We start from the raw sequence: 13,181 nt of genomic DNA, 5'->3' as shown, positions 1-13,181 counted from the left end.
AGTATGAGCTTTTTTAAAAAATTAAAAGAAAAAATTTCAAAACAAACAGATACGGTAACAGAGAAGTTTAAACAAGGATTAGAAAAAACGAGAAATTCATTTGCTGATAAAGTAAATGACTTAGTGTATCGTTACCGTAAAATAGACGAAGATTTCTTTGAGGAATTAGAAGAAATTTTAATTAGTGCAGATGTCGGAGTTTCGACGGTGATGGAATTAATTGATCAGCTGAAAGAAGAAGTGCAACGTCGTAACATTCAAGATCCGAAAGAAGTACAGGCTGTTATTTCTGAGAAGTTAGTGGGAATTTACAAAGGTGACAGCGATTTTAGTAATGAAGTTAATATACAAGAGAATCAATTAACAGTTGTTTTATTTGTTGGTGTTAATGGTGTTGGGAAAACGACGACAATTGGTAAGCTTGCACATAAATTTAAATCAGAAGGTAAGTCTGTCCTATTAGCGGCAGGAGATACATTCCGTGCTGGGGCGATTGAACAATTAGAAGTATGGGGCGATCGTGTTGGTGTAGAAGTAATTAAACAAGGATCAGGATCTGACCCAGCTGCGGTTATGTACGATGCTGTACAAGCGGCAAAGGCTCGTAAAGTGGATGTGTTGCTATGTGATACAGCAGGACGCTTACAAAACAAAGTAAACTTAATGAAAGAGTTAGAGAAAGTGAAGCGTGTAATTGAGCGTGAAGTACCAGGGGCTCCCCATGAAGTATTACTAGTTATAGATGCAACAACAGGACAAAATGGTTTAAGCCAAGCGAAAACATTCCGTGAAGCAACGAATGTTACTGGTATTGTTTTAACAAAGTTAGATGGAACAGCTAAAGGTGGTATCGTATTAGCAATTCGTAACGAAATGGATGTTCCGGTGAAGTTTGTAGGATTAGGAGAGCAAATGGATGATCTGCAGCAGTTTGATCCAGAACAATATGTTTATGGTTTATTTGCGAACTTAGTAGAAACAGAAGAAGTGTAAGCGAAAGAAGCGGTATTTCCGCTTCTTTTTCTATAAAAAACATGTGATGTTAAGAAAAAAACTTGACACTCTTTTATACTCCATGTAAACTAATTCATGTAAAGGGAAATCACTTAACAAAGGATGATCCAACATGCTCGAAAAAACAACGAGAATGAACTATTTATTTGATTTTTATCAATCGTTGTTAACGCAAAAACAAAGAAGTTATATGTCGCTTTATTATCTAGATGATTTATCTCTTGGTGAAATTGCGGAAGAATTTGATGTAAGTCGCCAAGCCGTGTATGATAACATTAAACGGACTGAAGCGATGCTTGAAGAATATGAAGATAAATTAGTATTACTTCAAAAGTTTCAAGAGCGACAGCGACTTGTTGCAAAGCTAAAACAGCTAATCAGCGAAGAAGAGCATGTGAATGAAGAAATGAAACAAGTTGTTGAAGCTATCGAAAAATTAGATTAGGAGGGCGGCAATATGGCATTTGAAGGATTAGCCGACCGACTTCAACAGACAATGCAAAAAATCCGCGGCAAAGGAAAAGTTTCTGAAGCCGATGTGAAAGAAATGATGAGAGAAGTTCGTCTAGCTCTTTTAGAAGCGGATGTTAACTTTAAAGTAGTAAAAGATTTTATAAAGCGTGTGTCTGAGCGTGCTGTCGGACAAGATGTAATGAAAAGTTTGACACCTGGACAACAAGTAATTAAAATCGTACAGGAAGAACTTACAGAACTTATGGGCGGAGAGCAAAGCAAAATTGCTGTTGCTAATAAGCCACCTACTGTTATAATGATGGTTGGTCTGCAAGGTGCGGGTAAAACAACGACGACAGGTAAGCTTGCGAATTTGCTTCGTAAAAAGCATAATCGTAAACCGATGCTTGTTGCAGCGGATATTTACCGTCCAGCAGCGATTAAACAGCTTGAAACATTAGGGAAGCAATTGGACATGCCTGTTTTCTCCTTAGGAGATCAAGTAAGTCCTGTTGAAATTGCGAAACAAGCGATTGCGAAAGCAAAAGAAGATCATCACGATTATGTTTTAATCGATACAGCGGGTCGCCTGCATATTGATGAAGAACTAATGGATGAATTAGCGAAAGTCAAAGAAGTTACGAAACCGGATGAAATTTTCCTTGTTGTCGATGCGATGACAGGACAAGACGCGGTAAATGTAGCACAAAGTTTCCATGAACAGTTAGGATTAACAGGTGTTGTATTAACGAAATTAGATGGTGATACGCGCGGTGGTGCGGCATTATCTATTAAGGCTGTAACAAATACACCAATTAAATTTGCTGGTATGGGTGAAAAACTAGATGCAATTGAAGCGTTCCATCCAGAACGTATGGCATCCCGTATTTTAGGGATGGGCGACGTCTTAACATTAATTGAAAAAGCGCAAGCTACAGTTGATGAAGAGAAAGCAAAAGAACTTGAGCAAAAAATGCGTACGCTTTCGTTTACGCTTGACGATTTCCTAGAACAACTTGGACAAGTGCGTCAACTTGGACCACTTGATGAATTGTTAGGAATGCTTCCTGGTGCAAATAAAATTAAAGGGCTGAAAAATGCGCAAGTTGATGAAAAACAAATTGGGCATATTGAGGCGATTATTCGTTCTATGACTAAATTAGAACGAGAACAACCGGAAATAATCAATGCTAGTCGTAAAAAGCGCATTGCCAAAGGTAGCGGTACAACAGTACAAGAAATCAATCGTCTAATCAAGCAGTTTGATGATATGAAAAAAATGATGAAGACGATGACTGGAATGCAAAAAGGTAAGAAAAAAGGACTAGGTGGATTGAAGTTTCCATTCATGTAAGGAAAAAAAGATGGCTCTGTTAAGAAAAAATACTTTACAAAGCAATAGTCTTTTTGCTAATATAATTATCTGTGTGAAATAAATTCGGAGGTGCTTTATAAATGGCAGTTAAAATTCGTTTAAAACGTATGGGAGCTAAAAAAACTCCTTTCTATCGTGTAGTTGTTGCAGATTCTCGTTCTCCTCGTGACGGACGTTTCATTGAGGAAATCGGTACTTACAATCCGGTTGCTCAACCAGCTGAAGTTAAGATCAACGAAGAAGCAGCATTAAAATGGTTAGGAAACGGTGCTAAACCATCTGATACAGTTCGTAACCTATTCTCTAACCAAGGTATCATGGAGAAATTCCACTTATCTAAACAAGGTAAGTAATTGAGGCAATGACTATGAAGAAGTTAGTCGAGACGATTGTCAAGCCTCTTGTCGATCATCCTGAAGATGTAAAAGTTACACAGGAACTTTACAACGGAGAGATAAAGTATCGATTAACTGTACATCCTGAGGATGTTGGAAAAGTCATTGGAAAGCAAGGGAAAGTTGCGAAAGCAATTCGAATGCTCTTGTATTCAGTGGGACATCATAATGATGAAAAAGTAACACTGGAAATTCAATAAACGTAAAAAGGGCGAGGAGTTATTTCCTCTCCCTTTTTTAACATTTAAAGAGAGATTGCATGTTCCGTATATGAAATGGAAATGCTTAATTTATATAGAAACCAGGGGTGACATACTATTTATGACAAAATGGTTTAATGTAGGGAAAATTGTAAATACTCATGGCGTAAGAGGAGAAATTCGTGTTATTTCTCGTACTGATTTTCCAGAAGAGCGATATAAGGTAGGAAACACGTTATACATATGGAATGAGAAAGGTACAGACTACCTTACTGTGAAGGTAACTTCTCATCGTCAACATAAGACATTTGATTTATTAACATTTGAAGGATACAACAATGTAGATGAAGCAGAGAAATTTAAAGGTTCTTTAATAAAAGTACCAGAAGAGCAGTTAGGCGAACTAGCTGAAGGTGAATACTACTATCATGAAATTATTGGTTGCAACGTTGTAACGGAAGAAGGAGAAGCGTTAGGGACAATCAAAGAGATTCTATCTCCTGGTGCAAATGATGTTTGGGTGATTAAACGTCCAAAGGGTCAAGATCTTTTAATTCCTTATATTGATGACGTTGTACTTCAAGTTAACATTGAAAATAAATTAGTAACCATTCATGTAATGGAAGGATTGCTATAATGAAAATTGACATTTTAACATTGTTTCCAGATATGTTTACGGGTGTGTTTGGGTCTTCAATTTTAAAGAAAGCACAAGAAAAAGAAGCGGTAGAGCTTCGTGTTGTCAATTTCCGTGATTATACAACTAGTAAGCATAATAGTGTAGATGATTATCCGTATGGTGGGGGCGCTGGGATGGTATTAACCCCGCAACCTATCTTTGCTGCGGTGGAAGAGTTAACGAAGGAAACAGACCGTAAACCGAGAATCGTCTTAATGTGTCCACAAGGAGAGCGTTTCACGCAGAAGAAGGCAGAAGAGCTTGCTGGAGAAGAGCATGTTATTTTTGTATGTGGCCATTATGAAGGATACGATGAAAGAATTCGTGAACATCTTGTAACAGATGAGATTTCTATTGGTGATTACGTATTAACGGGTGGAGAATTAGCCTCTATGGTAGTTACTGATAGTGTTGTACGTCTTTTACCAGGAGTACTTGGGAATCAAACGTCACAAGTGGAAGACTCTTTTAGCACGGGTTTGTTAGAGCACCCACATTATACACGTCCTGCTGATTTTCGTGGTATGAAGGTACCGGATGTATTAATGTCAGGAAATCATAAAAACATTGATGAATGGCGCCATAAAGAATCGCTTCGTCGTACTTACACACGTAGACCGGATTTATTGGAAGAACGAGAATTATCTAAGCAAGAAGAGAAATGGCTGGAACAGATTAAAGAAGACCAATAAGGACTTGATATATTTTCTGTTGCAACAGTCCTAACAATATGCTATTATAACATTTGTGCTACTGAAATCAGTAGCCGTATTAACGATGTTCCGCTGTAATTTAATAAGACTTTATAAGAGCATCTGTTTAAAGGAGAGAATTTAATATGCAACAATTAATCGCAGAAATTACAAAAGGCCAATTAAAAACTGACCTTCCTTCATTCCGTCCTGGAGACACTTTACGTGTACACGTAAAAGTAGTTGAGGGAACTCGTGAAAGAATTCAGCTTTTCGAAGGTGTTGTAATCAAACGTCGTGGTGGCGGAATCAGTGAAACATTCACAGTTCGTAAGATTTCTTACGGCGTAGGTGTTGAGCGTACATTCCCAGTTCACACGCCAAGAATCGCGAACATCGAAGTACTTCGCCGTGGTAAAGTACGTCGTGCTAAGTTATACTACTTACGTAACCTTCGCGGTAAAAAAGCACGTATTAAAGAAATTCGATAAGACATGTATGGGAGCTTGTAAATACGCAAGCTCCCTTTTTCCAATCTATATGAAATTTTGATATAATACGAACAGCTTACATAACTGTGGAGGGGAAAAGCATGAAGAAAGAGAAGAGTTCACTTTGGGAATGGATTAAAGCAATTTTGATTGCCATTGTATTAGCGGGCGTAATTAGACAGTTTTTCTTTGCCCCAATTCTCGTAGATGGTGTATCGATGTCGCCGACTTTACATGACCGTGATCGAATGATTGTTAATAAAATTGGCTATCACATAGGTGATCCGAAGCGCTTTGATATTATTGTATTCCGAGCGACGGAAGAAAAAGATTATATTAAGCGTATTATTGGCCTACCAGGCGATGAAATCGAATACCGTAATGATAAACTATATGTTAACGGGAAACCTTATGAGGAGCCGTATTTAGATAAGCAGAAAAAACAACTTGCTGACGGACCGCTTACATATGATTTTACTCTTGAAGAAATGACAGGAAAGAAAACTGTTCCAGAAGGTCAATTATTTGTTTTAGGCGATAATCGTCGTTTTAGTAAAGATAGTCGCTCAATTGGTACAATTTCAATGGACCAAGTGATTGGTAAAGCAAATATGTTATATTGGCCGTTAAAAGATGCACGTATTGTGAAATAAAAGAAAAAGAAGGTGGCAACATGGTAATTCAATGGTTCCCGGGACATATGGCAAAGGCTAGACGCCAAGTAACCGAAAAATTAAAGTTAATTGATGTTGTAATTGAGCTTGTAGATGCTCGATTACCTTTATCATCTCGAAACCCAATGATTGATGAAATTATTACACATAAACCAAGACTTGTTGTTTTAAATAAAGCGGATATGGCGGATGACCGTCTAACGAAGCAGTGGATTGCATACTTTAAAGAAAAAGGTCATATGGCAATTTCAATTAACGCACAAGCTGGACAAGGGATGAAGGAAATTACAGCGGCTTGTAAAGTGTTGGTTAAAGAGAAATTTGACAAAATGGTTGCTAAAGGTATTAGACCGAGAGCAATTCGTGCATTAATTGTAGGTATACCGAATGTTGGTAAATCTACGTTAATTAATAAGTTGGCGAAGAAAAATATTGCTAAAACAGGAGATCGTCCAGGTGTGACAACAGCCCAACAATGGATTAAAGTTGGGAAAGAAATGGAACTGTTAGATACACCGGGTATTCTATGGCCTAAATTTGAAGATCAATTAGTGGGTCTTCGTTTAGCGACAACGGGTGCAATTAAAGATTCAATTTTAAATTTACAAGATGTAGCTGTTTACGCATTACGTTTTATGGAGAAACATTATCCAGAACGTTTGAAAGAGCGATATAATTTAAATGAGATTCCAGAAGATATTGTGGAGTTATTCGATGCAATCGGAAAAAACAGAGGTTGCTTAATGGGTGGCGGAATGATTGATTATGATAAAACATCTGAGCTTATACTTCGTGAGCTTCGTGGTGGTAAACTTGGAAGAATGACGTTTGAGACACCAGAAGAGTTTGCAGAGCAGGTAGAAGATGTGGAAAAAGTAGAAGAAGTATAAGACGTGCGTTTGTGCGTCTTTTCTTTTTGGTTACGTTTAAAAAGGAGTGTACATATATGCAAAAAATGACTATACAAGAAGCTGAATGTTTACTGCAAGAAATTATGAGTGAAGAAGATGAACATTTTCAACTGTTATTGAAAGATGAGCGAAAAGGTGTTCAAAAACTAATTTTGAAGTGGTATAAACAAAAAGAATTAGCACAAAAAGAAAGAGAAAAATTTTTAGAAATGTCAAAGTATGAAAATGCGTTACGTGAAAAAGGTCTCACATACATTGTTGGCATTGATGAAGTGGGCCGAGGACCGTTAGCTGGACCGGTTGTGACGGCGGCTGTCATCCTCCCAGAAGATTTTTATGTTCCAGGATTAAATGACTCAAAAAAATTAAGTGAAGCGAAGCGTGAGCGTTTTTATGATGAAATTAAAGACCATGCGATTGCGATTGGAGTTGGCATTGTATCACCACAAGTTATTGATGAAATAAATATTTATCAAGCAACGAAGCAAGCGATGTTAGATGCTGTTGCTAATTTATCATGTACACCAGAATATTTATTAATCGATGCGATGAAGCTTCCTACATCAATTCCGCAAACATCAATTATTAAAGGTGATGCGAAAAGTGTCTCTATTTCGGCTGCATCTATTATTGCGAAAGTGACGAGAGATCGCATGATGAAAGAATTAGGAGAAAAGTATCCTGCATATGGATTTGAACAACATATGGGATATGGGACGAAACAGCATTTAGAGGCGATTGAAGTACATGGGGTATTAGACGAACATCGGAAATCATTCGCGCCAATTAAAGATATGATTCAAAAATAAGCTGTGAATATACAGCTTATTTTTTTATTTTGGTATACGAACATTATTATTTTCAAAAAAGAATAAAGCGATTTCAGTTTTCTGACACTTTATTGTAGACAGCGTGCCAATCATCTTATACAATGGCAATGTAATGTTTTTTAAACATTAAAAAACTTTTCGAGTAAAACAGGAAAACAGGGGAGGATGGGACCATGAATATCCATGAGTACCAAGGTAAGGCAGTCCTTAGAAGCTATGGGGTTAGCGTTCCGAACGGGAAGGTTGCATTTACAGTAGAAGAAGCTGTAGAAGCAGCGAAAGAATTAGGAACGGATGTATGTGTAGTTAAAGCACAAATTCACGCTGGTGGACGCGGCAAAGCTGGCGGAGTAAAAGTTGCGAAAAATTTAGAAGAAGTTCGTACATATGCGGAAAGCATTTTAGGAACTACACTTGTGACACATCAAACAGGTCCTGAAGGTAAGGAAGTAAAACGCTTACTTATCGAAGAAGGTTGCGATATTAAAAAAGAATATTATGTAGGTCTTGTATTAGATCGTGCAACTTCTCAAGTTGTTTTAATGGCATCTGAAGAAGGTGGAACAGAAATTGAAGAAGTAGCAGAAAAAACACCTGAAAAAATCTTTAAAGAATATATTGATCCAGCAGTAGGTTTACAAGGTTTCCAAGCGCGTCGAATCGCGTTTAACATCAATATTCCAAAAGAGCTTGTAGGACAAGCTGTGAAGTTTATGATGGGCTTATATAGTGCGTTTATCGAAAAAGATTGCTCTATCGCTGAGATTAATCCACTTGTTACAACAGGTGACGGTAAAGTAATGGCATTAGATGCAAAATTAAACTTTGATTCTAATGCGTTATATCGCCATAAAGACATTTTAGAACTTCGTGATCTTGATGAAGAAGATTCAAAAGAAATTGAAGCTTCTAAATATGACTTAAACTACATTCCTTTAGATGGAAATATCGGTTGTATGGTTAATGGTGCAGGTTTAGCAATGGCTACAATGGATATCATTAAACATTACCATGGTGACCCAGCTAACTTCTTAGATGTTGGTGGCGGCGCGACAGCTGAAAAAGTTACAGAAGCATTCAAAATTATCCTTTCTGATAAAAATGTAAAAGGTATCTTCGTTAACATTTTTGGTGGCATTATGAAGTGTGATGTTATCGCAGAAGGTGTTATTGAAGCAACGAAGCAAGTAGGTCTTGAGTTGCCTTTAGTTGTACGTCTTGAAGGTACAAACGTAGAGTTAGGTAAGAAAATTTTAAATGAGTCTGGTTTAAATATTGTTGCAGCAGAATCTATGGCAGACGGTGCACAAAAAATTGTTTCACTAGTGGGCTAATAGAAAGCGGGGGAGAAAAATGAGCGTATTAGTTAATAAAGATACAAAAGTTATTGTTCAAGGTATTACAGGTTCTCAAGGATTATTCCATACAAAACAAATGATTGAATACGGTACGAAAATTGTCGGTGGTGTAACACCAGGTAAAGGTGGCACTGATATTGAAGGTGTACCAGTATTTGATACAGTAGAAGATGCTGTGAAAGCAACAGGCGCAAACGCTTCAGTTGTATACGTTCCACCCGCTTTTGCGGCTGATGCAATTATGGAAGCAGTTGATGCAAAGATCGATTTAGTAGTATGTATTACTGAAGGGATCCCTGTATTAGATATGGTAAACGTAAAGAGATATATGGCGGGTAAACATACACGTTTACTTGGACCAAACTGCCCTGGTGTTATTACACCTGACGAATGTAAAATTGGTATTATGCCAGGATATATTCACAAAAAAGGTCATGTTGGTATCGTATCTCGCTCTGGTACATTAACGTATGAAGCTGTACATCAGTTAACACAAGAAGGTATTGGCCAATCTACTGCTGTAGGTATTGGTGGGGATCCTGTTAACGGTACAGACTTTATTGATGCGTTAAAAGCATTTAATGAAGATGAAGAAACGCATGCTGTAATTATGATTGGTGAAATTGGCGGTACGGCAGAAGAAGAGGCAGCTGAGTGGGTACAAGCTAATATGACAAAACCGGTTGTAGGCTTCATTGGTGGTCAAACAGCGCCAGAAGGAAAACGTATGGGCCATGCTGGGGCAATCATTTCTGGCGGCAAAGGAACTGCTGCTGAAAAGATTAAAACCATGGAAGCTTGCGGTATTAAAGTAGCAGAAACACCAGCTGTTATGGGTGAAACATTAATCTCTGTTTTAAAAGAAAAGGGATTATTTGAGACTTGTAAAAACTACTAATCTTTTTGAAAGGCACCTCCTTGTTTGAGGTGCCTTTTTACACTTTTTTCTGTTTACATAATAAAAATTATGGGTAAGGAGAATTAAGATGAAAAGAGAACGATTATTGCACCTTCATTACATATTGGCAGATCATTGGAAGGCAATGGAGAGGCTACTATATGTTGATCCAGAACTGAAGGGAATATACACTTATAGTCCGAATCAGTTTGAGTATTACACTGGAATATCCTCGGAAAAATCTTTAGAACTAGTAAATTTTCTTCAAATTTCAAATCTCCAACAATATGTATCCCAGTTAGAAAAAAAGAGAATATTTTATATAACAATATGGGATAAGGACTATCCACAATTACTGCGAGAAATACAAGATCCCCCTTTTGTTTTATACGGAAAAGGAGAAAGAGGTTTTCTAAATAAAGTGAATAAATTGGCAATTGTTGGAACGAGAGAGCCGTCTTTATATGGAAAGGAGAGTATGAGGTTTATCTTACACCCTTTACTTGAAAAAGAATGGCTTATTGTTAGTGGATTTGCAAGAGGGATAGATACAATTGCTCACGAAGTTACGGTAAGGCAGCATTGCCCGACTATTGCAATATTAGGACACGGATTATCTTATATGTATCCAAAGGAGAATAGAGCTTTATATGAAACGTGGAAAGACTATATATTGTTATTGACAGAGTATCCGCCGCATTATGCGCCGAAAAAATGGTATTTTCCAAAAAGAAATCGAATTATTAGCGGTATAAGTAAAGGTGTTTTAGTTGTAGAAGCAAAAGCGAGAAGTGGATCCCTTATTACTGCAGACCTTGCATTAGAACAAAATAGAGAGGTGTTTGCACTTCCTGGTCCTATATTTATAGAGAGTGCAGCGGGAACGAATCATCTAATTCAACAAGGCGCAAAGCTAGTAAGAAATGCAAAGGATATCCTTGAAGAAATTTTAAATTAACCTTATATTTTTATGTTTTTATTAAACAATTATTGACAAATGGTAGATTGTCGCTGTATGGTATATTCATTCTTGATTGACAAAAACAAGAGAAATCAATAAGATTGATGAAGACTTGAATCCACCTCTTAAGGAGGCACTAGCATGTCAGATTACCTCGTAATCGTGGAGTCGCCTTCTAAGGCGAAGACCATTGAAAAATATTTAGGGAAAAAATACAAAGTCGTCGCGTCCATGGGACATGTCCGCGATTTACCTAAAAGCCAAATGGGGATAGAAGTAAAGAATAACTTCACCCCGAAGTATATTACCATTCGTGGTAAGGGTCCCGTTTTAAAAGATTTAAAATCAGCGGCAAAAAAAGCAAAGAAAGTCTATCTCGCGGCCGATCCGGATCGTGAAGGAGAAGCAATTGCTTGGCATTTAGCAAATACGTTAAATGTGGACGTTGAATCAGATTGCCGAGTTGTATTTAATGAGATTACAAAAGATGCAATAAAAGAATCATTTAAATACCCTCGTGCAATTAATATGGATTTAGTAGATGCACAACAGGCAAGGCGTATACTCGATCGTCTTGTTGGCTACAATATTAGTCCTTTATTATGGAAGAAAGTAAAAAAAGGATTAAGTGCAGGACGCGTACAATCTGTAGCAGTTCGTTTAATTATCGAACGTGAAAGAGAAATTCAAAGCTTTGAACCTGAAGAATTCTGGACAATTAAAACAGAATTTGTGAAAGGGAAAGACACATTTGAAGCAAGCTTTTACGGTGTAGATGGTGAAAAAGTTCAATTAACGAACGAAGCACAAGTGAACGAAATAATCGAAAAGATGAAAGACAATGCGTTTTCGGTTGAAAATGTAACGCGAAAAGAGCGAAAGCGTAACCCTGCATTACCGTTTACAACATCTTCCTTACAACAAGAGGCAGCGCGTAAATTAAATATGCGAGCAAAGAAAACAATGATGCTTGCACAGCAACTGTATGAAGGGATAGATCTTGGAAAACAAGGGACTGTAGGTCTTATTACGTATATGAGAACCGATTCAACACGTATCTCAGAAACAGCTCAAACAGAGGCTCGTAATTACATTACTGAGGCGTTTGGTGCGGAATACATAGGAACAGAGAAGAAGAAAGAAACGAAAAAGTCGAAAGCACAAGATGCGCATGAGGCGATTCGTCCTACTTCGGTAATGAGAAAGCCAGAGGAACTAAAAAGTTTCTTAAGTCGTGATCAACTCCGTTTGTATAAACTGATTTGGGAGCGATTTGTTGCAAGTCAAATGGCATCTGCTATAATGGATACTGTTACAGCGAGACTCATTAATAACAATGTTCAGTTCCGTGCAAGTGGATCAGTTGTAAAGTTCCCAGGATTTATGAAAGTGTACGTAGAGTCGAAAGATGATGGTGCGGAAGAAAAGGATAAGATGTTGCCACCGTTAGAAGTAGGTGAAACTGTATTTTCAAAAGATATAGAACCGAAGCAACATTACACACAGCCTCCGCCGCGTTATACAGAGGCTCGTCTAGTAAGGACACTTGAAGAGCTTGGAATTGGGAGACCGTCTACTTATGTACCGACACTTGAAACAATCCAAAAACGTGGATACGTTGCTTTAGATAATAAACGCTTCGTTCCGACTGAGCTTGGTGGAATAGTAATCGAACTTATTTTAGAGTTTTTCCCAGAGATTATTAACATTGAATTTACTGCCAATATGGAGCAAAGCCTTGATGAAGTAGAAGAAGGAAATGCGAATTGGGTGAAAATTGTTGATGATTTCTACGTAGGATTTGAACCGCGCTTAGAAAAAGCGGAAAAAGAAATGCGTGAAGTGGAAATTAAAGATGAACCAGCTGGGGAAGACTGTGAATTATGTAGTCACCCGATGGTCTTTAAAATGGGTAAATATGGGAAGTTTATGGCTTGTTCAAATTTCCCGGAATGTCGTAATACAAAACCGATTGTAAAAGAAATCGGTGTTACTTGTCCGAAGTGTGATAAAGGACAAATTATTGAACGCCGTAGTAATAAAAAGAAACGTCTTTTCTACGGATGCGGTACGTATCCAGAATGTGACTTTGTATCTTGGGATAAGCCGATTGGTCGTAAATGTCCGAAGTGTGAAGGTATGCTCGTAGAGAAAAAGTTGAAAAAAGGCGTGCAAGTACAATGTATTTCGTGTGATTATGAAGAAGAACAACAAATGTGAGCGTAACTGCTCACATTTTTTTCGGGAAGA

At 37.6% G+C, this 13,181-nt stretch carries 15 protein-coding genes; all 15 read left to right on the top strand.

Going from position 1 to position 13,181, the window contains the following annotated elements:
* Positions 1 to 3: 3 nt before the first annotated feature.
* The 15 genes from ftsY (at position 4) to topA (ending at position 13,151) form a co-directional block, all read left to right on the top strand.
* The gene (ftsY, locus tag MR109_RS01865) at positions 4 to 993 is read left to right on the top strand and encodes a signal recognition particle-docking protein FtsY (protein WP_002173107.1); all 990 of its coding nucleotides are present in this window, start codon (positions 4 to 6) and stop codon (positions 991 to 993) included.
* A gap of 133 nt (positions 994 to 1,126) precedes the next feature.
* Positions 1,127 to 1,459 carry a putative DNA-binding protein gene (locus tag MR109_RS01860; RefSeq protein WP_000891061.1) on the top strand — a complete coding sequence of 111 codons (333 nt, stop codon included), beginning with the start codon at positions 1,127 to 1,129 and terminating at the stop codon, positions 1,457 to 1,459.
* 12 nt (positions 1,460 to 1,471) lie between these two features.
* Positions 1,472 to 2,821, top strand: a complete 1,350-nt coding sequence (gene ffh, locus MR109_RS01855) for a signal recognition particle protein (protein WP_242270755.1) — start codon at positions 1,472 to 1,474, stop codon at positions 2,819 to 2,821.
* 101 nt (positions 2,822 to 2,922) lie between these two features.
* Positions 2,923 to 3,195 carry a 30S ribosomal protein S16 gene (gene rpsP / locus MR109_RS01850; RefSeq protein WP_000268750.1) on the top strand — a complete coding sequence of 91 codons (273 nt, stop codon included), beginning with the start codon at positions 2,923 to 2,925 and terminating at the stop codon, positions 3,193 to 3,195.
* A gap of 14 nt (positions 3,196 to 3,209) precedes the next feature.
* The gene (locus MR109_RS01845) at positions 3,210 to 3,437 is read left to right on the top strand and encodes a KH domain-containing protein (RefSeq protein WP_000737397.1); all 228 of its coding nucleotides are present in this window, start codon (positions 3,210 to 3,212) and stop codon (positions 3,435 to 3,437) included.
* Between the two features lie 121 nt (positions 3,438 to 3,558).
* Entirely contained in the window at positions 3,559 to 4,074 is a 516-nt protein-coding gene (gene rimM / locus MR109_RS01840; protein WP_002173105.1) for a ribosome maturation factor RimM, read from the top strand.
* Entirely contained in the window at positions 4,074 to 4,808 is a 735-nt protein-coding gene (gene trmD, locus MR109_RS01835; RefSeq protein ID WP_242270754.1) for a tRNA (guanosine(37)-N1)-methyltransferase TrmD, read from the top strand. Before rimM ends, trmD begins: the two co-directional genes overlap by 1 nt.
* 146 nt (positions 4,809 to 4,954) lie before the next feature.
* A complete protein-coding gene (rplS, locus tag MR109_RS01830; RefSeq protein WP_001186517.1) occupies positions 4,955 to 5,299 on the top strand; it encodes a 50S ribosomal protein L19 in 345 nt (114 codons plus the stop codon).
* A gap of 101 nt (positions 5,300 to 5,400) precedes the next feature.
* Positions 5,401 to 5,952 (top strand): signal peptidase I, encoded by a 552-nt coding sequence (gene lepB, locus MR109_RS01825; RefSeq protein WP_025148333.1) that lies wholly within the window; start codon positions 5,401 to 5,403, stop codon positions 5,950 to 5,952.
* Positions 5,953 to 5,972: 20 nt separating this feature from the next.
* Positions 5,973 to 6,863 (top strand): ribosome biogenesis GTPase YlqF, encoded by an 891-nt coding sequence (gene ylqF, locus MR109_RS01820; protein WP_242270752.1) that lies wholly within the window; start codon positions 5,973 to 5,975, stop codon positions 6,861 to 6,863.
* 56 nt (positions 6,864 to 6,919) lie between these two features.
* Positions 6,920 to 7,693, top strand: a complete 774-nt coding sequence (locus MR109_RS01815; RefSeq protein ID WP_242270750.1) for a ribonuclease HII — start codon at positions 6,920 to 6,922, stop codon at positions 7,691 to 7,693.
* 194 nt (positions 7,694 to 7,887) lie between these two features.
* Positions 7,888 to 9,048 (top strand): ADP-forming succinate--CoA ligase subunit beta, encoded by a 1,161-nt coding sequence (gene sucC, locus MR109_RS01810; protein ID WP_002173100.1) that lies wholly within the window; start codon positions 7,888 to 7,890, stop codon positions 9,046 to 9,048.
* A gap of 19 nt (positions 9,049 to 9,067) precedes the next feature.
* On the top strand, positions 9,068 to 9,970 hold the full coding sequence (gene sucD / locus MR109_RS01805) for a succinate--CoA ligase subunit alpha (RefSeq protein ID WP_000115186.1): 903 nt from the start codon (positions 9,068 to 9,070) through the stop codon (positions 9,968 to 9,970).
* Positions 9,971 to 10,058: 88 nt separating this feature from the next.
* Positions 10,059 to 10,928: a DNA-processing protein DprA gene (gene dprA, locus MR109_RS01800; RefSeq protein WP_242270748.1), complete on the top strand. Its 870-nt coding sequence runs from the start codon at positions 10,059 to 10,061 to the stop codon at positions 10,926 to 10,928.
* Between the two features lie 144 nt (positions 10,929 to 11,072).
* Positions 11,073 to 13,151: a type I DNA topoisomerase gene (gene topA / locus MR109_RS01795; RefSeq protein WP_002173098.1), complete on the top strand. Its 2,079-nt coding sequence runs from the start codon at positions 11,073 to 11,075 to the stop codon at positions 13,149 to 13,151.
* Positions 13,152 to 13,181 lie beyond the last annotated feature (30 nt).

It is taken from the genome of Bacillus cereus group sp. BfR-BA-01310, from assembly GCF_022664325.1.
GTDB classification, from domain to species: Bacteria; Bacillota; Bacilli; order Bacillales; family Bacillaceae_G; genus Bacillus_A; species Bacillus_A paramycoides.
The sequence above is the reverse complement of the archived record's forward strand: the minus strand, read 5'-3'. Positions and strand labels throughout refer to the sequence as shown.